20 protein-coding genes are annotated in these 23,501 nt (G+C 71.3%); 16 read left to right on the forward strand and 4 right to left on the reverse strand.

Translation table 11 applies throughout. The features are described from left to right. Nucleotides 1-98 precede the first annotated feature (98 nt). The gene (locus ACK4HH_RS05515) at nucleotides 99-1,922 is read right to left on the reverse strand and encodes an AMP-dependent synthetase/ligase (RefSeq protein ID WP_409649210.1); all 1,824 of its coding nucleotides are present in this window, start codon (nucleotides 1,920-1,922) and stop codon (nucleotides 99-101) included. Between the two features lie 102 nt (nucleotides 1,923-2,024). On the opposite strand from ACK4HH_RS05515, the gene ACK4HH_RS05520 reads away from it, so the two are divergent. From ACK4HH_RS05520 to ACK4HH_RS05530, 3 genes are all read left to right on the forward strand, one after another. Continuing rightward, entirely contained in the window at nucleotides 2,025-2,972 is a 948-nt protein-coding gene (locus tag ACK4HH_RS05520; RefSeq protein WP_409649213.1) for an ROK family glucokinase, read from the forward strand. Nucleotides 2,973-3,054: 82 nt separating this feature from the next. Beyond that, on the forward strand, nucleotides 3,055-3,744 hold the full coding sequence (locus ACK4HH_RS05525) for a lysophospholipid acyltransferase family protein (RefSeq protein ID WP_409649215.1): 690 nt from the start codon (nucleotides 3,055-3,057) through the stop codon (nucleotides 3,742-3,744). A gap of 67 nt (nucleotides 3,745-3,811) precedes the next feature. Continuing rightward, a complete protein-coding gene (locus ACK4HH_RS05530; protein WP_409649218.1) occupies nucleotides 3,812-5,182 on the forward strand; it encodes a class II 3-deoxy-7-phosphoheptulonate synthase in 1,371 nt (456 codons plus the stop codon). On the opposite strand, the gene pknB is transcribed toward ACK4HH_RS05530, so the two are convergent. Next, a complete protein-coding gene (gene pknB / locus ACK4HH_RS05535; RefSeq protein ID WP_409649221.1) occupies nucleotides 5,179-7,107 on the reverse strand; it encodes a Stk1 family PASTA domain-containing Ser/Thr kinase in 1,929 nt (642 codons plus the stop codon). The two genes, ACK4HH_RS05530 and pknB, sit on opposite strands and share 4 nt — an antisense overlap. 60 nt (nucleotides 7,108-7,167) lie before the next feature. Next, the gene (locus tag ACK4HH_RS05540; RefSeq protein WP_409649224.1) at nucleotides 7,168-8,571 is read right to left on the reverse strand and encodes a LysM peptidoglycan-binding domain-containing protein; all 1,404 of its coding nucleotides are present in this window, start codon (nucleotides 8,569-8,571) and stop codon (nucleotides 7,168-7,170) included. Between the two features lie 177 nt (nucleotides 8,572-8,748). On the opposite strand from ACK4HH_RS05540, the gene ACK4HH_RS05545 reads away from it, so the two are divergent. After that, nucleotides 8,749-9,087, forward strand: a complete 339-nt coding sequence (locus ACK4HH_RS05545) for an Rv2175c family DNA-binding protein (RefSeq protein WP_409649227.1) — start codon at nucleotides 8,749-8,751, stop codon at nucleotides 9,085-9,087. 21 nt (nucleotides 9,088-9,108) lie between these two features. Here the strand turns inward: ACK4HH_RS05545 and ACK4HH_RS05550 are convergent, their stop codons facing one another. Further along, entirely contained in the window at nucleotides 9,109-10,230 is a 1,122-nt protein-coding gene (locus ACK4HH_RS05550) for a polyprenyl synthetase family protein (protein WP_409649230.1), read from the reverse strand. Nucleotides 10,231-10,310: 80 nt separating this feature from the next. Here ACK4HH_RS05550 and ACK4HH_RS05555 point away from each other — a divergent pair, with 80 nt between their 5' ends. The 12 genes from ACK4HH_RS05555 to murC all read left to right on the forward strand — a co-directional run bounded on the left by ACK4HH_RS05555 (nucleotide 10,311) and on the right by murC (nucleotide 23,381). Beyond that, complete coding sequence (locus ACK4HH_RS05555) at nucleotides 10,311-10,685, forward strand: DUF3040 domain-containing protein (protein WP_409649233.1); 375 nt, start codon at nucleotides 10,311-10,313, stop codon at nucleotides 10,683-10,685. A gap of 262 nt (nucleotides 10,686-10,947) precedes the next feature. Continuing rightward, on the forward strand, nucleotides 10,948-11,379 hold the full coding sequence (mraZ, locus tag ACK4HH_RS05560; protein WP_409649236.1) for a division/cell wall cluster transcriptional repressor MraZ: 432 nt from the start codon (nucleotides 10,948-10,950) through the stop codon (nucleotides 11,377-11,379). Nucleotides 11,380-11,483: 104 nt separating this feature from the next. Continuing rightward, the gene (gene rsmH, locus ACK4HH_RS05565) at nucleotides 11,484-12,437 is read left to right on the forward strand and encodes a 16S rRNA (cytosine(1402)-N(4))-methyltransferase RsmH (RefSeq protein WP_409649239.1); all 954 of its coding nucleotides are present in this window, start codon (nucleotides 11,484-11,486) and stop codon (nucleotides 12,435-12,437) included. Then, nucleotides 12,434-13,036, forward strand: a complete 603-nt coding sequence (locus tag ACK4HH_RS05570; RefSeq protein WP_409649242.1) for a hypothetical protein — start codon at nucleotides 12,434-12,436, stop codon at nucleotides 13,034-13,036. The genes rsmH and ACK4HH_RS05570 overlap by 4 nt, the downstream gene beginning before the upstream one ends. 22 nt (nucleotides 13,037-13,058) lie before the next feature. Continuing rightward, on the forward strand, nucleotides 13,059-14,834 hold the full coding sequence (locus ACK4HH_RS05575) for a peptidoglycan D,D-transpeptidase FtsI family protein (RefSeq protein WP_409649245.1): 1,776 nt from the start codon (nucleotides 13,059-13,061) through the stop codon (nucleotides 14,832-14,834). Between the two features lie 23 nt (nucleotides 14,835-14,857). Further along, nucleotides 14,858-16,393 carry a Mur ligase family protein gene (locus ACK4HH_RS05580; protein WP_409649248.1) on the forward strand — a complete coding sequence of 512 codons (1,536 nt, stop codon included), beginning with the start codon at nucleotides 14,858-14,860 and terminating at the stop codon, nucleotides 16,391-16,393. Between the two features lie 6 nt (nucleotides 16,394-16,399). Next, nucleotides 16,400-17,047, forward strand: a complete 648-nt coding sequence (locus ACK4HH_RS05585) for a hypothetical protein (protein ID WP_409649251.1) — start codon at nucleotides 16,400-16,402, stop codon at nucleotides 17,045-17,047. Next, nucleotides 17,044-18,141 carry a phospho-N-acetylmuramoyl-pentapeptide-transferase gene (gene mraY, locus ACK4HH_RS05590; protein WP_409649254.1) on the forward strand — a complete coding sequence of 366 codons (1,098 nt, stop codon included), beginning with the start codon at nucleotides 17,044-17,046 and terminating at the stop codon, nucleotides 18,139-18,141. The genes ACK4HH_RS05585 and mraY overlap by 4 nt, the downstream gene beginning before the upstream one ends. Nucleotides 18,142-18,143: 2 nt before the next feature. Continuing rightward, complete coding sequence (murD, locus tag ACK4HH_RS05595) at nucleotides 18,144-19,667, forward strand: UDP-N-acetylmuramoyl-L-alanine--D-glutamate ligase (RefSeq protein ID WP_409649257.1); 1,524 nt, start codon at nucleotides 18,144-18,146, stop codon at nucleotides 19,665-19,667. Next, a complete protein-coding gene (ftsW, locus tag ACK4HH_RS05600; protein WP_409649261.1) occupies nucleotides 19,627-20,856 on the forward strand; it encodes a putative lipid II flippase FtsW in 1,230 nt (409 codons plus the stop codon). The genes murD and ftsW overlap by 41 nt, the downstream gene beginning before the upstream one ends. After that, nucleotides 20,853-21,941 carry a UDP-N-acetylglucosamine--N-acetylmuramyl-(pentapeptide) pyrophosphoryl-undecaprenol N-acetylglucosamine transferase gene (locus ACK4HH_RS05605; protein ID WP_409649264.1) on the forward strand — a complete coding sequence of 363 codons (1,089 nt, stop codon included), beginning with the start codon at nucleotides 20,853-20,855 and terminating at the stop codon, nucleotides 21,939-21,941. The genes ftsW and ACK4HH_RS05605 overlap by 4 nt, the downstream gene beginning before the upstream one ends. A 6-nt stretch (nucleotides 21,942-21,947) precedes the next feature. Next, complete coding sequence (gene murC / locus ACK4HH_RS05610) at nucleotides 21,948-23,381, forward strand: UDP-N-acetylmuramate--L-alanine ligase (RefSeq protein ID WP_409649267.1); 1,434 nt, start codon at nucleotides 21,948-21,950, stop codon at nucleotides 23,379-23,381. Nucleotides 23,382-23,501: the final 120 nt, after the last annotated feature.

Raw genomic sequence — 23,501 nt, forward strand, 5'->3', positions numbered from 1 at the left:
CCGCATCAGGATCGCGCTCGAGAGCGCCCCGGCACCGCCCCGCACGCCGACGGGCGCCGCGGTCGCAACGACTGTCGGCGCCCGCCGGGAGTGCGCGACTACTGCAGCGAGATGCCCTGCGTCTCGGGAGCGCCGCTGTACATGCCCTCGATGACGTCGGCGAAGTCGGTCGTGATGACGTGGCGCTTGATGCTCATCTTCGGCGTCAGGTGACCGCTCGCCTCGGTGAACTCCGTCGCGAGAACCGTGAACTTGCGGATCGACTCGGCGCGCGACACGCGGCTGTTGGCGGCGTCGATCGCGCGCTGCACCTCGGCGAGCACCTTTGGGTTCTGCGCGGCCTCGGTGAGCGACATCTGCGCATCGAGGTCGTTGTTGTTGAGCCACACCGGCAGCATCTCTGAGTCGAGCGTCACGAGCGCCGAGACGAAGGGCTTCTTGTCGCCCACCACGACCACCTGGCCGATGATCGGGTTGGCGCGGATCGGGTCTTCGAGCGCGGCGGGAGCGACGTTCTTGCCACCGGCCGTGACGATGATCTCTTTCTTGCGCCCCGTGATCGTGAGGAAGCCGTCGTCGTCGAGCGCACCGATGTCACCCGTGCGGAACCACTCGCCCTCCATGACCTCGGCGGTCGCGTCGGGCTTCTTCCAGTACCCGGCGAAGACGTTGATGCCCTTCACGAGGATCTCGCCGTCCTCGGCGATCTTGAGGCCGACGCCCGGCAGCGCCGGACCGGTCGTGCCGATCTTGAACTTGTCGACGAGGTTGATCGTCGCGGGGGCCGTCGTCTCGGTGAGGCCGTAGCCCTCGAGGATGCGGATGTCGAGGCTGCGGAAGAAGTGCGCGAGGCGCAGGCCCAGGGGAGCGGAGCCCGAGACGGCGTACTGCACGCGCCCGCCCATGGCTGCGCGCAGCTTGCCGTAGACGAGCTTGTCGAAGAGCGCGAACCGCAGCGTGAGGCCGAGCGGCACGTGACCGGCGTCGAGCGCCTTGGAGTGCGCGATCGCGACATCGGCGGCCGCGCGGAAGATCTTGCCCTTGCCGCCGGCCTCGGCCTTCTGCTCGGCCGAGTTGTAGACCTTCTCGAACACGCGCGGCACCGCGAGCAAGAAGGTGGGCTTGAACGAGCCGAGCGCGCTCAGCAGCTGCTTGGTGTCGGCCTGGTGGCCGATCTTGACGCCGCCGTGCACGCCCAGCACCGAGATGAAGCGCGCGAAGACGTGGGCCGTCGTGATGAAGAGCAGCGTCGACGACTGGGGGTTGACGATCTGGCTCATCGACACCGTCGCGTTGCGGCACAGCTCGACGAAGTTGGAGTGGGTGAGGATGCAGCCCTTGGGCACGCCCGTCGAGCCCGAGGTGTAGATGAGGGTGGCGAGATCGCTGCCCACGGCGGCCGAACGGCGCGCCTCGAGCTCGTCGTCGCTCACGCCCTCGCCGGTCGAGGCGAGCTTCTCGAGGTCGCCCAGGTGCATCTGCCACACGTGGCCGATGTTCGGCAGGTCGCCCGCCACCTCGTCGAAGCGCGAGAAGTGCTCGGCCGTCTCGACGATCATGTGGTGCGCCTCGGAGTCATCGAGGATGTACTGCACCTGGCTGGGCGAGCTCGTCTCGTAGATGGGCACGAGCGCGGCGCCCGCGAACCACGTCGCGAAGTCGACGAGGGTCCACTCGTAGCGGGTCTTGCACATGAAGCCGATCTTCTCGCCGGGCTTGATGCCCGCGGCGATGAAGCCCTTCGCGAGCGCCTTGACCTGGCGGTGGAACTCGGCGGCCGTGACATCCGACCATCCGCCGTCGGCCGTCGGGAGGGCGAACAGCGCGCCGTTCGGGGTCTGGCGAACGCGGTCGACGAGCAGGTCGGTGGCGTTCGCGTCGGGGTCGGGGGTGACGACGGCCGGGACGAAGAACTCTTTCACGGCAACTCCTTTGGTACCGGACGGGCGGATGATGCCCCCACTCTAGTGCGCGCGACCGAGCACCCTCTCGGAGCACGCAGCGGCTCACTAGACTCGTCGCTCGTGCACTCCATCGGAATCGACATCGGCGGCACCAAGATCGCCGGAGCCCTCGTGAGCGACGACGGCGAGATCCTCGCCGAGCTGCGCGAGCCCACCCCCGCGGGCGACCCCGCGGCCATCACCGACCTCGTCGTGCGCATGATCGAGCAGTTGCGCGACGGCCAGCAGGTCATTGCCGCGGGCGTCGCGGCCGCTGGCTTCATCGATGCGGCGCAATCGGTCGTCTACTACGCGCCCAATATCAACTGGCGTCACGAGCCCTTCCGCGACCGCCTGCGTGAGCGGCTCGATCTCGACGTCACGATCGACAACGATGCGAACGCCGCCGGGTGGGCCGAGTTCCGCTTCGGTGCGGCACGGGATGCGCACGACATGACGATGCTGACGATCGGCACGGGCGTCGGCGGTGCGATCGTCACGGGAGACCGCCTGCTGCGCGGCGGCTTCGGCACGGCGGGCGAGCTCGGCCACCTGCGGGTCGTGCCCGACGGGCTGCCCTGCGGGTGCGGTGCACGCGGCTGCATCGAGCAGTACGGCTCGGGTCGAGCCCTGCTGCGCATGGCGAACGAGATCGCCGATGCGGGCGGTATCGGCCTGCAGCTCGCGGCCGAGCGCGAGCGCGCGGGTGGGCTTACCGGCGACATCCTCGCTCGGCTCATCGTCGATCACGACGCGGGTGCGCTGCATGCGCTGCGGCAGCTCGGCACCTGGCTGGGGCAGGCCTGCGCGAGCCTCAGTGCCGTGCTCGATCCCGAGCTCTTCGTGTTTGGGGGCGGGGTGTCGATCGCGGGCGACCTGCTGCTCGATCCTGTGCGCGAGGCCTACCTGGCTCACCTTCCGGCGCGCGGCTACCATCCCGAGCCGCGGTTCGTCGTGGCCGAGCTCGTGAACGACGCGGGTGTCGTGGGCGCGGCCGACCTGGCCCGCATCCACGCGACCGGCGCCTGAGGGCCGCAGCCGAGCGATCGGCCGCACGGTGCGGCCGGGCAGGGGTTAGGCTGATGCGCGCTGTCGACGAAGGGAATCCCCGGTGTTCTACTGGCTCATGAAGAACCTGGTGATCGGGCCGATCCTGCTCACGGCGTTCCGGCCGTGGGTGCGCGGTGTCGAGAATGTACCCCGCACCGGAGCGGTGATCCTCGCCAGCAACCACCTCTCGTTCACCGACTCGGTCTTCCTGCCCCTCGTTCTCGACCGCCGCGTCGTGTTCCTCGCCAAGAGCGACTACTTCACAGGGCGCGGCATCAAGGGTTGGCTCATCAAGATGTTCTTCGAGGCGAGCGGCCAGCTGCCGATCGACCGCTCGGGCGGCAAGGCGAGCGAGGCCTCGCTCAACACGGGCCTCAAGGTGCTCGCCGAGGGCTTCGCGCTCGGCATCTATCCCGAGGGCACGCGCAGCCCCGACGGCATCATGTACCGGGGTCGAACGGGCGTCGCGCGCATGATTCTCGAGTCGGGCGCACCCGTGGTGCCCGTGGCCATGATCGACACCGAGAAGGTCATGCCCATCGGTTCGAAGCTGCCGAAGGTCGTGCGCCCCGGTGTCGTCTTCGGCGAGCCGCTCGACTTCAGCCGCTTCCAGGGACTCGAGGGCGACCGCTTCGTGCTGCGCTCGATCACCGACGAGATCATGTACGAGCTCGGCCGCCTGAGCGGCCAGGAGTACCGCGACGTCTACGCGACGACCGTCAAGGACAAGCGCCCGGCCAACGCCCGATAGGCTGGTGAGTCGCGGCGCTCACGCGCCGTGCATCCCGTCAGAGCCGCCCTGTGAGGACGTAACGCCCGTGGTCGACCCCTTCGAAACCGTTGTGCACGCCGACCCTGAGGTCGTGGCGGGGCTCGATCACTGGCGCACCCTGCCCATCAAGCAGCAGCCCTCGTGGCCCGACTCGACGGCGGTCTCGGCGGCCTCGGCCGAGCTCGCGACGCTGCCGCCCCTGGTCTTCGCGGGCGAGGTCGACATGCTGCGCGACCGCCTCGCGCGCGCCGCGCGCGGCGAGGCCTTCCTGCTGCAGGGGGGTGACTGCGCCGAGACCTTCGCGGGCGCGACCGCCGACCAGATCCGCAACCGGGTCAAGACGATCCTGCAGATGGCGGTCGTGCTCACCTACGGCGCCTCGATGCCCGTCATCAAGATGGGCCGCATGGCCGGGCAGTTCGCCAAGCCGCGCTCGAGCGACACCGAGACCCGCGGCGACGTCACCCTACCGGCGTATCGCGGCGACATCGTCAACGGCTACGACTTCACGCCCGAGTCGCGCCAGGCCGACCCCGCTCGACTCGTGAAGGGGTACCACACCAGCGCTTCCACGCTGAACCTCATCCGCGCCTTCACCCAGGGTGGCTTCGCCGACCTGCGCATGGTGCACAGCTGGAACAAGGGCTTCGCCGCGAACCCCGCCAACCAGCGTTACGAGGGCCTCGCGAAAGAGATCGACCGCGCCGTGAAGTTCATGGAGGCGGCCGGGGCCGACTTCGACGAGCTCAAGCGCGTCGAGTTCTACTCGAGCCACGAGGGCCTGCTCATGGACTACGAGCGCCCCATGACGCGCATCGACTCGCGCACGGGCACGCCCTACAACACCTCGGCGCACTTCCTGTGGATCGGCGAGCGCACGCGCGAGCTCGACGGCGCGCACGTCGACTTCTTCAAGCGCATCCGCAACCCGATCGGCGTCAAGCTCGGCCCGTCGACGACGCCCGAGACGATGCAGCGGCTCATCGACGTGCTCGACCCCGAGCGCGAGCCTGGTCGCCTCACCTTCATCACGCGCATGGGTGCGAGCACGGTGCGGGATGCCCTACCGCCGCTGCTCGAGGCGATCCGCGGCATGGACGCGACGCCCCTGTGGGTTTGCGACCCGATGCACGGCAACGGGCTCACGACGCCCAACGGCTACAAGACGCGCCGCTTCGACGACGTCGTCGACGAGGTCAAGGGCTTCTTCGAGTCGCACCGCGCCGTCGGCACGCACCCCGGCGGCATCCACGTCGAGCTCACCGGTGACGACGTCACCGAGTGCCTCGGCGGCTCGGAGCACATCGACGAGGAGACGCTCGCGACGCGCTACGAGTCGCTGTGCGACCCGCGCCTCAACCACATGCAGTCGCTCGAGCTCGCCTTCCTCGTCGCCGAGGAGCTCGGCCGCAGCTAGTAGTTCGCGACGACCGTCACGCGGCTGCTGCGCAGCACGCGCTCGCCGCCGGCCGGGTCGGTCGACTGCACGGGCGCGAGGGGCGAATCGCGAAGCCCCGGCGGCACGTTCGTGTCGAGCACGACCTCGAAACCGGCGTCCTCGAGGATGCGGACCGCCTCATTGATCGGACGACCCACCACGTTCGGCACGTCGACGAGGTCGGGCCCGCGCGAGACGATGATCGTGAGGGTGCTGCCGGGGCGCACGGGGGCCTCGCTCGTGCGCTCGACGCGCAGCACGTCGCCGAGCGGCACCTCGTTGTCGAATTCCGACTCCCCGCCGACGATGCCGGTGAGCTCGCGGGCGCTGAGCGCGGCCTGCGCCGCCTCGACCGTCAGACCGCGCACCGAGGGGATCGCCCCGACCGAGACGATGAGCTGCACGGCAGTGCCTTTGAACGAGTCGTCGCCGGCGGCGAGCGGCTCGTCGCCCTCGCCGACGACCGCGATCACCGAGCCTTCCGGCACCTCGCGATCGAACTGGGGGATGCTCTCGCCGAGCTCGAAGCCGGCCCCGATGAGCGTCGCGCGGGCGTCGGCCTCCGGCTGCCCGATCACATCGGGCACCGTCGTCGGCTCCGGGCCCCGCGACACGACGATCGTCACGACCGTGTCGCGATCGATGACCTCGCCGGCCGGGGGATCGGTCGCGGCGACGAGGCCCTCGGCGACCTCGAGGTCGAAGGCGCGCGCGACCTCGTCGGCGATCGTGACGCCCTGCGCCTCGAGCACCAGGCGGGCGGCCTCGACCGAGTCGCCGCGCACATCGGCGATCGTCACGCGGGCGCCCGGTCCTGCCCCGAACCACCATCCGACGCCGCCGGCGAGTCCTGCGAGCGCGAGCACGGCGGCGAAGAGCAGCCATCCCCGTCGACGGCTCGAGGTGCCGCGGCGGGTGAGCTCGGCCGTGGCCGAGGGTTCGGTCGGCCCGCCGCTCGACACCCGCGTGCCGAGCACCTGGGTCTCGCCCGTCGCGGGGAAGGTGGGGATGGGAGAGGTGAGCAGCATCGTGCGCTGGGTCGCCTCGGCGGGTAGCGCGGTCTGCAGGGCGCGCCCGGTCTCGGCGAGCTGGTCGAGCAGCGCCCGCGCGTCGGCCGGGCGGTCGCGCGGGTCGCGCGCGGTCGCCCACAGCACGATCTCGTCCCACTCGGCCGGCACGCGCGGGTTGAGATTGCTCGGCGCGGGCACCGAGTCGTTGGCGTGCTGGTAGGCGATCTGCATCGGCTGCTCGCCCTTGTACGGCTGCTCGCCCGTGAGCATCTCGAACATCATGATGCCGACGGCGTAGATGTCGCTGCGGGTGTCGGCGATGCCGCGCGTCACGAGCTCGGGCGAGAGGTAGGCGATCGTGCCGAGCAGGGCCTTGCCCGTCGCGGTGTTGGCGCTCGCCGCCCGCGCGAGCCCGAAGTCACCGATCTTGATGCGGCCGTCGTCGGCGAGCAGCACGTTCTCGGGCTTGAGGTCGCGGTGCACGATGCCGGCCTTATGCGCCGCGGCGAGCCCGGCGAGCACGGCCTCGGTGATGTCCATCGTCTGCTCGGGCGTGAGCGCTCCGTACTCTTGCAGCAGCTCGCGCAGCGTGATGCCCGGCAGGTACTCCATGACGAGGTAGGCCGATTCGGCATCCTGACCCTGATCGAACACGTTGACGACGTTCGGATGCGCCAAGCGGGCGGCCGAGCGCGCTTCTTGGATGAAGCGCTCTTTGAACTGGCTGTCGTCGGCGAGGTGCCCGTGCATGATCTTGACCGCGACGAGGCGGTCGAGGCGCTGGTCGGTCGCGAGGTAGACCGTCGCCATACCGCCGCGCGCGATGCGTGAGCGCACCTGGTACCGGCCGTCGATCAGGCGGCCGATGAGGGGATCGGTCGTCGAGGTGCTCACTCGAGCGAGTCTAGGTCGCGAGGCCCGCGCGACGGCGCAGGCGCACCCACGAGCACGGGGTCACGTGAGCTCGAAGTACCAGGCCCACGCGCTGGCCTCCCACTTGGCATAGGCGGTCGGATAGGCCGAGATCTGCACGGCCTGAGCGGCGCGCGTGAGCGTCATGCTCTGCCATCCCGAGATGTCGAGCAGGCCGCGGGTGTACCCCGAGCGCCCGACGTAGAAGAGCTTCGCGGCGTGGCTCGGAACCTGCAGGTCGGCGGCCGTGCCCCAGCCCGAGCTCGGGCGCTGCTGGAAGAGCCCGACCGAGTCGCGGTCGCCCCATGACAGGTTGCGCAGCGACGACTCCTGCATCGCCGTCGCGAGGGCGATGACGATGCCGTACTCGGGAACGCCGAGTTGGCGGCCCACCTGGATGATCGTGCTGGCGTGCGTGCGCATCTCGCTCGTGAGCGGCGTGATGGTGCCGCCGCTCGGGGGGGAGGCGGGGGGTGCCGAGCTCGACCCGCCAGGCGCACGCGGCGCAGCGGCCGGGCGTCGCGGCTCGACGGGGAGCACGGGGCGCGACGCCACCGTCATGGCGGCGACCGCGGGCGCACGCGGCGCCTCGGTCTGCTCGTCGGTGTCGGCGGTGCCGCTCGACGGCGCTGCGGCCGCGACGACGGGATCGGCCGCCGGTGCGGGGCTCTCGACGGCGACGTCGGCCGCGAGCCCGACGGCGGGAGCGGGTGCGGGCGTCGGGGCCGGCACGCGCCCCGGGATGACGATGGTCTGGCCCGGGTAGACGATGCTCGACCACTGCAGGCCGTTGGCGTCGAGCAGCGACTGGGTCGAGACGCCGAACCGCGCGGCGATGGCCGAGAGCGTGTCGCCCTTCACGATCGTGTAGACCCCACCGCGGGTCGTGGCGGGGGCACCGCTCGTGGTCTTGACGGGCGCGGTCGTGAGCGCGAGCACCTGGCCGGGGAAGATCGTGGACTTCCATGACAGGCCGTTGAGGGCGAGCACCGAGGCGGTCGAGATGCCGAAGCGCTGCGCGATGCTGCTGACGGTGTCGCCCGCGGCGACCGTGTACACGGCGGGAGCGGTGCGCGTCGCGGCGCTCTGCGCGGCGAGGCCGCCGGGGATGAGCGCGGCGCCGATCTGGCTGAGCGCCGAGCGCAACCCGAGGGGCGTCGGCGACTGCTCGGGCTTGGGTGGCAGCGGCTTGCGGGCGTGTGCGGGCTCGATGGGGCCGGTGAGCCCGATGCTCAGCGCGATCGCCCCCGTCAGCATGACGGGAACAGTCGTGAAGGCGGTCGAGCGGGCCCGGCGTGCGAGGTCGACGCGCAGTGCGCTCGGCGACGTCGTCGGCACGGTCGCGCGCGGCGCGAGCCCGGCGAACACGGTGCGCGCGCGGTCGTCGACCTCGGCGGCGCCCCGGTCGGCCCCCGTGAGCCCGGGCGTGCGGTCGTTCTCGATCATCGTCTCCGGCCCTTCGCAGTGCCTCGATGCGCTCTGTCGAGCGCGAGCGGTTGCCCCCCAGCCGCTGTGACAGGGTACAACGCATGTGTACTGATGGGGAAGATGTTGCACCAGTTTACGTGTTCGTAACATTCACCCGGGGCGCGCGACCCGTGGCAGGCATGGCACGCTTAGACCGTGCCCGCTGAATCCGCCCGTTGGTTGACCGTTCCCGATCTCGTCGAGATGCTGGGCATGAGCCCGGGCAAGGTGCACCGGCTGCTCGAAGACCGGCACCTGCTCGCTGTTCGTCGCGATCGCGTGCTCGTCGTGCCCGAGGAGTTCGTGCACGAGGGCGAGCCCCTCAAAGACCTTCGGGGCACGCTGATCCTGCTCGCCGACGACGGCTTCACCGACGACGAGGCGATGGACTGGATGCTCGAGGTCAACGAGGTGCTGGGCGTCTCGCCCATCGCCGCTCTGCGGGCCGGCCGCAAGGCCGAGGTGCGCCGCGTCGCGCAGGCGCTCGCCTTCTAGCCGCGAGGCCCCCGGCGCGGATCAGTGCGCGCGGCGCGTGACGAGGTCGCTCAGGCCGATGAGCTCCGCGCGCGCCGAGCGGCTGAGCGGAGCATCCTCGAGCGCCGCGACGGCCTCGGCCACCGATCGCGCGATGATGCGCTCGGTGGTCTCGACGGCGCCGCTGTCGCGGATGGTCGCCTGCAGGGTCGCGATCTGATGGTCTGAGAGGGTCGGGTCGCCGAGCAACTCGTCGATGAGACGTACGGCGCCCGCGGGCAAGGCCGCGCGTGCGAGAGCGATGATGACGGTGCGCTTGCCCTCGCGCAGGTCGTCGCCCGCCGGCTTGCCCGTCACCGCCGGGTCGCCGAAGACCCCGAGAAGGTCGTCGCGCAGCTGGAACGCGACACCGAGCGGCAACCCGAACGCGCGCAGGGCGGCGACCTGCTCGAGGGTTCCGCCCGCCATCAGCCCGCCCAGGGCGAGCGGCGCCTCGATCGAGTACTTGGCCGACTTGTACGTGACGACACGGTGCGCGCGCGGCAGCAGCTCGGCTTCGTCGGCGTCGCGCCAGGCGACCTCTTCGCGGATGTCGAGGTACTGGCCGACCATGACCTCGGTGCGCATGGTCTGGAACTCGGCGCGAGCCGCCCGCGCGCTGCGCGGCTCGGCGAGGCGCTCGAGCCCCGCATCGAGCAGCTCATCGCTCCAGCCCAGCAGCAGATCGCCGAGCAGCAGGGCGCTCGAGGTGCCGTAGGTCGCCGCGCTGCCGACCCACTCGCGCCGCGCATGATCGGCCTCGAACCGCCGGTGGGCGGCGGGCATGCCGCGGCGGGTGTCGGAGTTGTCCATGATGTCGTCGTGCACGAGCGCGGCGGCGTGGAACAGTTCGAGCGCGGCGGCGGCGTCGACCACGCTCGTCAGGTCCGGGTGCTCGTCGAGCTCGGCGAGCAGGTCGTCGGGCCGCACGGTCCCGGCGACGGCATGCCAGCCCCAGTAGCAGAACAGGGCGCGGAACCGCTTGCCACCGCTCAGCAGGTCGCGGCTCGCGTCGGTGAACACCGCGAGGTCGTCGGCGATCGCACCCAGCTGGGTCGCCCGCTCGTCGAGGAACTGCTCGAGTCGAGCGTTGACAAGGTCGACTAACCGCAATCTCTCAGGCACTCGCCTAGCCTATCCAGCGCGGCGAGCCTAGAATGAGCGCGCGGAGAGTCTCCGATCCGCCTGCCGCCGAAGGGTTCATCATGCCGCTGTCTGAGCACGAGCAGCGCCTCCTCGAAGAGATGGAGCGCAATCTCTACCAGAACGACGCCGACTTCGTGGCGACCGTCTCCGGCCGCCGCGGCAAGCCCAACTACCGCATGATCGTCATCGGTGCGCTGCTCGCGGTCGCGGGCGTCGGCGCACTCGTGGCCGGCGTCATCGTGCGTCAGCCCCTCATCGGCGTCGCGGGTTTCGCGCTCATGCTCGGCGGCGTGCTGCTCGTCATCACCCCCGGCCGCAGTGAGGCGGGCTCGGCTGCTCCGGCCTCCTCGGGCCGCGCCCGCGCACCGCGCTCGTCGTGGATGTCGACCATGACCGACCGCTGGGAACGCCGCCAGGACGAGCGCGGCGAGTAGCCCTCCACCCTCCTCCACCTCACGGGTCGACCATCCGGTCGGCCCCGTTTTTCGTGCGCCCACGGCCATTGAGCTGCCGATCGCTCCCGAAGTCCTCCACCGCGCGTGCGTGCGTCCAGGCCCGGTTTTCTGCGCATCCATGATCGAAATGGAGCGGGAATCGCGATACAGTGCCCAGGATCCTTTACTTGGTGGAGGAAAGTGGAGTAAAGTGGAGGTCATTACCTGATCTCGGGCCGGAGATGAGAGGGGGGCCAGGACGATGCTTCTCGGCACGCACACCCCCAAGCTCGACGACAAAGGGCGCATCATCCTTCCGGCCAAGTTCCGCAGCGAGCTCGCCGGGGGAGTCGTCCTCACCCGTGGCCAAGAGCACTGCATCTACGTCTTCAGTGCGGCGAAGTTCATGGAGCAGCTCGACAAGCTGCGCACGGCGCCGCTCACGAGCAAGCAGGGCCGCGAGTTCCAGCGGCTCTTCCTCTCGGGGGCGAGCGAGCAGGAGCCCGATTCCCAGCACCGCCTGACGATCCCGACCGTGCTGCGCGAGTACGCGGGTCTCGACCGCGAGCTCACCGTCATCGGCGCGGGCGATCGTGCCGAGATCTGGTCGACCGAGGCCTGGAACACCTACTACGCCGAGCGCGAAGAAGCGTTCGCCACCACCGAGGAGGAGGTGATCCCCGGGCTCTTCTGATCGCGTGACCCCGACTCCCACCCGTGAGTCGCCCTGGCGCACCTTCCCCGGTGCCAGGTCGCACGGATGGGGATCGGGGCCCCGCGCTCAGTCCGGATACGACGATGACCGACAACCTCCGCCACATCCCCGTCATGCTCGACCGCACGCTCGAGCTGCTCGATCCCGCCCTGTGCATCGAGGGCGCCGTGCTCGTCGACGCCACCCTGGGTCTCGGTGGCCACGCCGAGGCAGCACTCGACCGCCACCCCGGACTCACCCTCGTCGGTCTCGACCGCGACACCGATGCGCTCGCGAAGGCGGGCGCGCGCCTGGCGCCCTTCGGCGACCGCGTGCATCTGGTGCACACGATCTACAGCGGCGTGCGCGAGGCGCTCGACGGCCTCGGCATCGACCGCGCGACCGCGGTGCTCTTCGACCTCGGCGTCTCGTCGATGCAGCTCGACGAGGCTGAGCGCGGCTTCGCCTATGCGCAGGATGCTCCGCTCGATATGCGCATGGACCGCACGACGGGCATCACCGCCGCCACGATCCTGGCCGAGTACCCCGAGGCCGAGCTGCGCCGCATCTTCTACGCCTACGGCGAGGAGAAGCTCGCGCCGCGCTATGCGAGCAGCATCGTGCGCGCGCGCGCCGAGCAGCCCCTCGAGCGCTCGTCGCAGCTCGTGCAGCTCATCATCGACGCCACTCCGCGGGCCGTGCAGCGTGCGGGTCACCCCGCCAAGCGCGTGTTCCAGGCGCTGCGCATCGAGGTCAACGCCGAGCTCGCGGCGCTCGAGGCGGCCCTTCCCGCGGCGCTCGACTCGCTCGCGGTCGGCGGCCGCATCGTCGTGCTCGCCTACCAGTCGCTCGAAGACCGCATCGTCAAGCGCGAGCTCGCGGCGCGCTCGCGGTCGACCGCGCCCGCAGGCCTGCCCATCGAGCTGCCCGAGCACCGCCCCGAATTCTCGCTGCTCGTGCGGGGCGCCGAGCAGGCCGACGAGGCCGAGCGCGCGCGCAACCCGCGAGCGATCCCGGTGCGCCTGCGCGCCGCCGAACGGCTGCGAGACGCGGCATGAGCGCTGTTCCCCTCACGAGCGCGCCGCGCCCGCGCCGCATCGCCCCTGCCGCTGCGCCCCTCGAGGTCGTTGCGACCCGGCCCCAGCGGCGCTCGCGCCCGCGCGCCGTCTACGCGATCGCGACCGTCGCCGGCGTGTTCGGCATCCTGCTGACCCAGCTGCTGCTGAGCATCGTGCTGTCAGACGGCGCGTACCGCATCACGGCGCTCGAGGCGCAGCGCATCGAGCTCGACCGCACGGCTCAGATGCTGACCGAGGACCTCAACGTCTTGGACTCCGCGCAGAACGTCGCGGCCAACGCCGAGTCGCTCGGCATGGTCGTGAGCACGGTCAGTCCCGCATTCCTGCTCCTCTCCGATGGCACCGTGCAGGGCTCACCCCGACCGGCGGGGGCCGGCTCGGGAGTGCTCGACGGTCGGGGCGATCTCGTCGGCAATGTGCTGCTGACCGACGTGCCCCTCGTGACCCCGGCGACGACGGGGGGTGCATCGGCGGCCGCTTCGGGCGAGTCTCCGGCGCCGTCGTCGCCGGGGTCGCTAGCCTCTGCCCCGAGCGCACCCGCCCCGGCCGGAGCGCTGCCCTCGCCCGTGACACGCTGATCGACGAGAAGGGGATCCCCGTATGGTGACCGCCGCTCGGCGCACGCGCCGCCGCCTCGCCGCGTGGATGCTCGTTCTGGCGATCGTGCTCTCGTCGTTCATCGTGCGCCTCGTCGACATCCAGGTGGTGCGCGCGCAAGAGCTCGCCGACGAGTCGGAGGCCCGCCGCTCGATCCCGCTCACGATCTACGGCGCCCGCGGCGACATCGTCGATGCGAGCGGTGTCGTGCTCGCCGACTCGGTCTACCGGTACGACATCACGATCTCGCCGCGGTTCGTCAAGGACTACACGCTCACCGATCCCGAGACCGGCGAGAAGACGGCGCACACCGTGGCCGAGGCGCTCGCCGCCGTGGCCGCGATCGTCGAGGGTGATCCTGCGGCGATGCTCGCCGAGATCCAGGCCCAGCTCGCCGACGACCCCGCCGACGACCACGCCTACCTGGCCCGGCGCGTCACGACCGAGCAGTTTCAGGCGGTGCGCGAGCTGCGCATCCCCTGGGTGTACTGGGAGCGCCTGCCCAGCCGCACCTACCCGAACGGCCAGATCGCCGGCAACCTCGTCGGGTTCCTCGGCACCGACGGCCCCCAGACGGGCCTCGAGCGACGCCTCGACGAGTGCCTCGCCGCCACGCACGGCACGTCGACCTACGAGCGCGGGGCCGACGGCGTGCGGCTGCCCGGCACGACGGTCGTGCAGCAGGAGGCCGTCGACGGCGGCACGCTGCAGCTCACGATCGACGCCGATGTGCAGTGGTTCGCGCAGCAGACGATCGCCGAGCAGGCCATCGCGATCGGCGCCGACTGGGCGACTGCCTGGGTCGTGCGCGTCGACGACGGGCACATCATCGCCGCCGCCGACTGGCCGACGGTCGACCCCAACGACGTCGACGGCACCGCGGTCGACAACCTCGGCTCGCGCAGCTTCAGCTCGCCGTTCGAGCCGGGCTCGGTCATCAAGTCGCTCACCTTCGCCGCGCTCATCGACGCGGGCGTCACGACGCCGCGGGATCAGGTGATCGCCCCGGGGCGGCTGCCGACGATCGCGAACTACTCGATCACCGACGCGTGGGCTCACGACGACCTGCGGCTCACGACGACGGGCGTGCTCATGCGCTCGTCGAACACGGGCACCTCGGTGCTGAGCTCGCGCCTGTCGGTGCAGCAGCGGCACGACTACCTCGCCAAGTTCGGCATCGGTCAAGAGACCGCCGTCGACTTCCTCGGCGAGTCGAGCGGCCGCCTGGGAGATCCCGACACGATCGACGGTCACGGCGCCCTGACGCAGATGTTCGGTCAGGGCATGTCGGCCACGAGCGCGCAGATCGCGAGCGCGTACCAGACGCTCGGCAACGGGGGAGTGCGGCTGCCGCTGACCCTCGTGGCCGGGTGCGAGCACGCCGACGGCACGGTCACCCATACGCCGCCGACCGAGGGCGTGCGGGCCGTGTCAGAGTCGGCCGCCGATCAGACCCTCGCCATGATGCAGAGCGTCGCGACCGACAGCGCGATCGCGAGCCTCATCGATATCCCCGGCTACCGTGTCGCCGCTAAGACGGGCACGGCCGAGGTGGCCCGCAACGGCCGCTACACCGATGACCGCATCATCTCGGTCGCGGGCATCGCGCCTGCCGACGACCCGGAGTTCGTCGTTGTCGTGACCTACGGCAAGCCCGATACGATGAAGACGTCGGCTACCGCGGCGCCCACCTTCCGGTCGATCATGACCCAGGTGCTCACGACCTTCCGGGTCGCGCCCTCGAGTGAGCCGGCGCCCCGCCTCCCGACCACCTGGTAGGCGCTCCACGAATCGAGGTTGCGTTGTCCGGTCCTGCCCCCGCCGTGCTGCGACCGGAGCACCTGCCGCCCCGCCCGATCGCCGAGCTCGCCGCGACCTTCTCGCTCGCGCTGCACGGCCCGGCGACGGCGGCCGTGACGGGCATCGCGGTCGCGGCCTCGCACGTGCATCCGGGCGATCTGTACGTCGGCATGCAGGGCGCGCACGCGCACGGAGCAGCGTTCGCGGCCGAAGCGCGCGAGCGCGGGGCCGTCGCCCTGCTCACCGATGCAGCAGGACACGAGCTGGCGGCGGGCGCCGACCTGCCGGTGCTCGTCGGCGATCAGCCGCGCGCCCTGCTCGGGCAGCTCTCGGCCTGGGTCTACGGCACGGTGGATGCTCCGCTCGAGCTCTTCGGCGTGACCGGCACCAACGGCAAGACCTCGACGGCCTATCTGCTCGACGCCGTGCTGCGCCAACTCGGTCTGCGCACGGGCCTGAGCACCACGGCCGAGCGCGTGATCGACGGCGAGCGGTCGGCGAGCCGGCTGACGACGCCCGAGGCGCCCGAGGTGCACGCCATGATCGCGCTCATGCGCGAGCGCGGAATCGACGCCGCGACCCTCGAGGTGAGCGCCCAGGCGCTCACGCGGCACCGCGTCGACGGGGTGCGGTTCGGTGTCGTGGGGTTCACCAACCTCAGCCACGACCACCTCGACGACTACGGCACCATGCAGGCCTATCTCGAGGCGAAGGCCCAGCTCTTCAGCGCCGAGCGCGCGCAGTGCGGCGTCGTCTCGCTCGACTCGGTCTACGGCGCGCGCGTGGTCGAGCTCGCCGAGGTGCCCGTGACGACGATCAGCTCGCGCGCCGGCACCCCCGCCGAGTGGCGCATCGAGGTCACGCGCGAGCTGCCCGAGCGCACCGACTTCCGTCTGACTTGCCCGGGCGGGGAGTCGATCGAGTCGGCTGTTCCCGTCATCGGCGCCCACATGGCGGCCAACGCGGGGCTCGCGATCGCCATGCTCGTGGGCGCGGGGCACGCGCTGGGCGATATTGCGGCCGCGCTCGGATCCGAGCCGATCGACGTGTACCTGCCCGGTCGTGCCGAGCGCGTCTCGGGCGACCGCGGCCCGAGCGTCTACGTCGATTTCGGGCACAGCGCCGACGCGTACGCGACGACGCTCGCGGCGCTGCGCGGGTTCACGCCCGGTCGGCTCATCATCCTGTGCGCGGCGAACGGCAACCGCGACGCGACGAAGCGCTTCGAGATGGGGCGCGTGGCCGCCCAGGGCAGCGACATCGTGATCGTGACCGACCACCACCCGAGGCTCGAAGACCCGGCCACCATCCGGGCTGCGCTGCTCGAGGGTGCGGCGGCCGCCGACTCTGCTGCCGAGGTGCTCGAGATCGCCTCGCCCGAGGAGGCCATCCAGCGGGCAGTCGCGATCGCGCGCGAGGGAGACACGGTGCTGTGGGCGGGCCCAGGGCACCTCGACTACCGCGACGTGGGCGGCACGAAGGTGCCGTTCTTCGCCCGCGACCTCGCGCGCGCCGCCCTGCGCGCCGCGGGCTGGTAGGCCGCCGTGACCGGTTTGGTGACGCTCGATGACGCGCGCCACGACGCGCAGGGCTCGACGATCGATGTGCGCCAGGGCGACACCGTGCGCACCGTGCGCTTGCGCGCGCTCGGCGCCGCCTCGATCGAGCGGGCGTTGCAGTCGCTCGATGCCGCGGTCGAGCGGGGCGAGACGCTCGATGAGGCGATCGCGACCCTGGTGGTCGAGCAGGTCGCTCATCGCACCGAGCCCCGCCGGGCGGCCGACGGTGCGCTGCTGCTCGACGACACGGGGGCGACGGCGGTCGACGATGTTCGGGCCTCGCTGCGGGTGCTCGCCGATCTCGGCCGCTCGGGGTTGCGCACGATCGCGGTCATCGGACCGCTCGCGGTCGACGAGCGCGATCGCTTCGAGGTGCACGACGCCCTCGGGCGCATCATCGTGCGGCTCGACGTGCGTCAGCTCGTCGTCATCGGCCACGCGGCGCGGCACCTGCACATGGCCGCGGGTCTCGAGGGATCGTGGGACGGCGAGTCTGTGCTCATGGACGACCTCGGCAGCGCGTACGATTTCGTGCGTGCGACGAGCGGAGCAGACGCGGTGATCCTCATCTCTGGAGGCGCTGATCTCGATCTCGGCGACCTCGTCGAACGGCTGAGCGGAGACCCCTCGTGATCGCCCTCCTCACCGCCGGTGCCTTCTCGCTCGGCTTCACCCTGTTCATGACGCCGCTCTTCATCCGCTTGTTCGAGCGCATCGGGTGGGGCCAGTTCATCCGCGACGACGGTCCGCAATCGCACCACACCAAGCGCGGCACGCCCACGATGGGCGGCATCGTCTTCATCATCGGCTCGGTGCTCGGCTACTTCTTCGGCCACCTCGTCGCGGGAGAGCGCATCACGGCGAGCGCTCTGCTCGTACTGCTGCTCATGATCGGCCTCGGGGTCGTGGGCTTCATCGACGACTTCACGAAGACCCGCAAGCAGCGCAGCCTGGGTCTCGGGGGCTGGGCCAAGATCGCGGGTCAGGCGATCGTCGCAACCGTGTTCGCGGTGCTCGCCCTCTCGTTCCCCGACGAGAACGGGCTCACGCCGGCCTCCACGGCGATCTCGGCGGTGCGCGACATCCACTGGCTCGACTTCGCCGTGCTCGGATCGATCGGCGCGGTGATCGCCTTCGCGGTCTGGGTCAACATCATCGTCGTCAGCACCTCGAACGCCGTCAACGTCGCCGACGGCCTCGACGGACTCGCGACCGGCGCCTCGATCCTGTCGATCTCGGCCTACATCTTCATCGCGTTCTGGCAGTTCAACCAGTCGTGCGGCAGCGACGCCCTCGACCCGGCGAACATCGGCCGCTGCTACGAGGTGCGCGACTCGCTCGATCTCGCGATCGTCTCGGCAGCGATCGCCGCGAGCCTCATCGGCTTCCTGTGGTGGAACACCTCGCCCGCCCAGATCTTCATGGGTGACACCGGGTCCCTCGCGATCGGCGGCGCGCTCGCGGCGCTCGCGATCCTCACGCGCACCGAGCTGCTGCTCGTGCTCATCGGCGGCCTCTTCCTCATCGTCACGGGCTCGGTGATCCTGCAGCGCGCTTACTTCAAGATCACCAAGGGCAAGCGCATCTTCCTCATGAGCCCTCTGCACCACCACTTCGAGCTCAAGGGCTGGGCCGAAGTGACGGTCGTCGTGCGCTTCTGGCTCATCGGCGGATTCTTCGTGGCGCTCGGGGTGGGGCTCTTCTACCTCGAGTGGGTCAGCCAGTAGCCGTGGCGCGCCCCGACGACCTGCAGAGCTGGCACGACGACTGGTCGGGCCTGCGCGTGCTCGTGCTCGGACTCGGCGTCACCGGCTTCTCGGTCGCCGACACGCTCGCCGAGCTCGGGTGCCGCGTCGCCGTCGCGGCGCACCGTCCCGACGACGATCGCGCGCGCATCCTGCCCGTCATCGGGGTCGAGCTCATCGAGCTCGAGTCGGGCGAGAGCGTGCCGCCGCGGTTCGACGAGCTCGACCCCGAGCTCGTCGTCGTCTCGCCCGGCTACCGGCCCGATCACCCCCAGATCGTCTGGGCGCGCGGGCGCGGCGTGGCGCTGTGGGGCGACATCGAGCTCGCCTGGCGCGTGCGCGACAAGGTCGCACAGGCTGCCGAGTGGCTGCTCATCACGGGCACCAACGGCAAGACCACGACGACCCAGCTGACCGCGACGATGCTGCAGCAAGACGGCCGCCGCGTGGCCCCGTGCGGCAATATCGGCGTGCCGGTGCTCGACGCCATCCGCGATCCCGCGGGTTTCGATCTGCTCGTCGTCGAGCTCTCGAGCTTTCAACTGCACTGGATGCCCACGGCAGGCCCGGGCGCCGTCACGCCGCTCGCGAGCGCGTGCCTCAATATCGCCGAAGACCACTACGACTGGCACGGCAGCGCCGAGGCCTACGCCGCCGCGAAGGCCAAGGTCTACGCCAACACGCGCCTCGCGTGCGTCTACAACCTCGCCGATGCGGCGACCATGCGCATGGTCGAAGACGCCGAGGTTCACGAGGGCTGCCGGGCGATCGGATTCGGCGCCACGGTGCCCGGACCGAGCGATGTCGGCGTCGTCGACGACCTGCTCGTCGACCGCGCCTTCCTCGACGAGCGGCGCACGAGCGCGCTCGAGCTCGCCGAGCTCGCCGACGTGGCGGCGGCCGGACTCGCCACCCCGCACGGGCTCGCCAACGCGCTCGCGGCCGCCGCCCTGGCTCGCGCGGCGGGGGCGGCGCCCGCCTCGATCCGGGATGCCCTCCGGCGGTTCCGCGTCGACGCCCACCGCACCGAGCTCATCGCCGTCGAGTCCGACATCGCGTGGGTCGACGACTCGAAGGCGACCAACCCGCACGCGGCCGCCTCGGCGCTGAGCGCCTACCGCTCGGTGGTCTGGATCGTGGGCGGGCTGCTCAAGGGTGTCGACCTGTCGCCCCTCGTCGAGGCGCACGCGCGCCGGCTGCGGGCCGCGATCATCATCGGTGTCGACCGTGACGCGGTGCGCGCGGTGTTCGCGCGACACGCCCCCGCCCTGCCGCTCTTCGAGGTCGAGGCGCACGAGACTGAGCACGTGATGCCGACCGCGGTGCGGTTGGCGGCCGATGTGGCGCAGGGTGGCGACACCGTGCTGCTCGCGCCGGCCGCGGCATCCATGGACCAGTTCATCGACTACGCCGACCGCGGCAACCGCTTCGCCGCCGCCGTGCGGCAGCACCTGGAGGGGGAGGCCCATGACGACGGTCCGTCCTCCGCGGGGCCGCCCCGCGCCTGAACCGGGGGCCGCGCCGCGCCCGGCCGCCACCGCGCGGGTCGTCGTGCGCCGGCTCTTCGGCGTCGAGCACCCCGACGCCATGATCGTCGTCGGCACGGTGATCTTCCTCGTGCTGTTCGGGCTCGTCATGGTGCTGTCGTCGTCGGCCGTCACCTCGGCGCAGAACAACGAGGGCGACTTCTTCGCGGTGTTCCTGCGCCAGGGGCTGTTCGCGCTCATCGGCATTCCGCTCATGCTCATGATCGCCCGACTGCCTGCGGTGTTCTGGCGGCGCTGGGCGCGCATCGCCGTCATGGTCGGGCTCGGCCTGCAGCTGCTCGTGTTCACGGGCCTCGGCTACGGCTACGGCGGCAACCAGAACTGGATCTCGATCGGCGGGCTCACGGCCCAGCCCTCCGAGTTCTTGAAGCTCGCGCTCGTCGTCTGGCTCGCCACGGTGCTCGCCGACCGCGCCAACGCCTTCACCGACTGGCGCAGCGTGCTCGTTCCCGCGGTGCCAATCTCTGCCGTCGCGATCGGCATGGTGCTCGTGGGGCAAGACCTCGGTACCGCATCCATCATGATCGCCATCGTGCTCGCCGCCCTCTACTTCGCCGGGGCGCCGCTGCGGTATCTCGCCGGCATCGTCGGCACGGTCGCGCTCGGGGCGGTGCTCTTCGCGCTCACCTCGAGCTCGCGATCGAGCCGCATCGACGTGTGGCTCAACGGGTGCGCGCCCGAAGACTACGAGTTCACCTGCTGGCAGTCGGTGCACGCGCTGTGGGCGCTGGGCTCGGGCGGCGTGTGGGGGGTGGGGCTCGGCAACTCGGCCACCAAGTGGCGCTGGCTGCCCCACGCCGAGAGCGACTTCATCTTCGCCATCATCGGCGAAGAGCTCGGCCTCATCGGGGCGATCGTCGTGCTCGTGCTGCTCGCGGTGCTCGCGGTCGGCCTCGTGCGACTCGTGCGCGCTCACGACAACCCGTTCCACCGCATCGCCACGGGCGCGATCATGGTGTGGATCATCGGGCAGTCGCTCGTCAACATCGCGGTCGTGCTCGGCATGCTGCCCGTTCTCGGTGTGCCGCTGCCGTTCATCTCGGCGGGCGGTACCGCGCTGGTCTCGTCGCTGCTCGCGATCGGGGTCGTGCTCTCGCTCGCGCGCGATCTGCCGCTGCCCGTGCGGGCCGCGGCGCCCGGGCCCCGATGACGACGGCGCTCCTCGCCGGCGGGGGCACCGCCGGCCACGTGAACCCCCTGCTCGCGCTCGCCGACCACTGGCGTTCTGTCGATCCCGGCGCGGCGCTGCTCGTGCTCGGAACCGCCGAGGGCCTCGAGGCGCGGCTCGTGCCGCAGCGGGGTTTCGAGCTGCTGACGATCCCGCGCGTGCCCTTCCCGCGCCGCCCGAACCGGGCCGCCCTGCGGTTCCCCGGGCGGTTCCGCGAAGCGGTGCGCGGTGCGCGCGCCGTCATCCGCGATCGGGGGGTGGATGTCGTGGTCGGCTTCGGCGGCTACGCGGCGGCCCCCGCGTACGTCGCCGCTCGTCTCGAGTGCGTTCCGATCGTCGCCCACGAGGCCAACGCCCGGCCCGGCATCGCGAACCGCTTGGCGGTCTGGCTCGGTGCCCGGGCGGGCATCACGATCGCCGGTACGCGCCTTCGCGGTGCGCGACTGGTCGGGATGCCCTTGCGCCCCGAGATCGCACGGCTCGATCGCGCGGCGCTGCGCGACGAGGCCCTCGCCTTCTTCGGTCTCGACGGCACGCGACCCGTGCTGCTCGTGACGGGCGGTTCGACCGGCGCGCACCGCATCAACGAGACGATGGTGGCGTCGGCGGCACGCATCGTCGGGGCCGGCTGGCAGGTCGTGCACCTCACGGGGACGGGGCGGGGCGGCGACGACCCCGGTATCGATGGCTATCGCACGATCGAGTACTGCGACCGCATGGACCTCGCGTTCGCGGTCGCCGACCTCGTGCTCTGCCGCTCGGGATCGGCCACGGTGAGCGAGCTCGCCGCGATCGGGCTGCCCGCGATCTTCGTGCCGTACGCGGTGGGCAACGGCGAGCAGCGGCTCAACGCACGCGAGCTCGTCGCGGTCGGCGCCGCCCGCATCGTCGCCGATGCCGAGCTCACCCCGCAGTGGGTCGCGCGCGAGCTCGTTCCCCTGCTCGGCCGTCGCGGCGAGATCGCGCGCATGGCGGCCGCGGCGCAGCACGTGGGGCGGCGAGATGGCGCGAGCGACCTGCTCGCCCTCGTGCGCGAGGCGCTCGCCTCATCGGGCCGCGTAGGGTGATGGGCGATGATCAAGCCCGACCTCGACCTCGTTCTTCCTGAGTCGCTCGGCCGCCTGCACTTCGTCGGCATCGGCGGCAGCGGCATGAGCGGCATCGCACGCATGTTCCACGCCCGCGGCGCCGTCGTCACCGGCAGCGACCGCTCCGATTCGGCCGCCGTGCAGTCGCTGCGCGAGCTCGGCATCACGGTGAGCATCGGGCACGACGCGGCGAACGTCGGCGCGGCCGACACGCTCGTCGTGACGGGTGCGCTGTGGGAGGACAACCCCGAGTACCAAGAGGCCCTGCGGCGCGGCATGCCCGTACTGCACCGCTCGCAGGCCCTCGCCTGGCTCGTGCGGGGCGAGCGGCTCGTGGCGGTCGCGGGCGCTCACGGCAAGTCGACGTCGACGGGCATGCTCGTCACGGCTCTGCGTGCGCTGGATCGCGACCCCTCGTTCGTCAACGGCGCCGTGATCCAAGGTGCTGGGACGAGCGCGGCGTGGGGCGCGGGTGACCTCTTCGTCGTCGAGGCCGATGAGTCCGACGGCTCGTTCCTGCTCTACGACGCCGCGGTCGCCCTCGTCACGAACATCGACACCGACCACCTCGACCACTACGGAGACGAGGCGGCCCTCGAGAACGCCTTCGAGGCCTTCGCCTCCGGCGTCAGCGAGCTGCTCGTGCTCTCGGCCGACGACCCCGCCACGCGCCGTCTTGCCGACCGCCGGCGCGCGGCCGGCGGCGGCGCCATCGTGCTGACATTCGGCGAGCGCGCCGACGCCGACGTGCGGCTCGTGACGATCTCTGAGACCGGGCCGATCCGCTACCGGGTCGCGGTCGAGGGGGCCGAGCACGAGGGCGAGCTCGCCATCCCGGGCCGTCACAACGCGCTCAACGCAGCGGGCGTCGTGGCCGTTCTCGTGGGGCTGGGCATCGATGCGGGGGATGCCGTGCGAGCGCTCGACGGGTTCGCGGGCACCCAGCGCCGGTTCGAGGCGCACGGGCTCGCCGACGGTGTGCGCCTCTACGACGACTACGCCCACCACCCGACCGAGGTCGCTGCGGCGCTGCAGACCGCGCGCTCGGTCGCCGGGGAGGGGCGGGTCATCGCCATCCACCAGCCGCACCTCTACAGCCGCACTCAGGCGATGGCGGGCGAGTTCGCGGCGGTCTACGAGCACGGGGCCGATCACACGGTCGTGCTCGATGTCTACGGTGCGCGCGAAGATCCGATCTCGGGGGTCACGGGCGCGCTGGTGGTCGACCGCTTCGCCGACGGCTCCCGCGTCGACTACCGCCCTGATTGGCAGGATGCCGCCGACCGCATCGCCGAGATCGCGCGGCCGGGTGACATCGTCATGACGCTCAGTTGCGGCGACGTGTACCGCATCATCCCGCAGGTGCGCAGGGCGCTCGAGCACCGTGGCGACCCGGGGGCGGGAGCCGCGGGGTCGTGAAGCGTCCCGAGGGTCTCGGAGGGCCGTCGGCACCGGCGCCGGCCCCGCGTGCGGAGCACACTCCGCGCCCGCCGCGCCCGCCGCGCGAGCCGCGAACGCCGCGCGCTCCGCGCGCCGAGC

Source organism: Microcella sp., assembly GCF_046296455.1.
Taxonomy (GTDB): Bacteria; Actinomycetota; Actinomycetes; order Actinomycetales; family Microbacteriaceae; genus Microcella.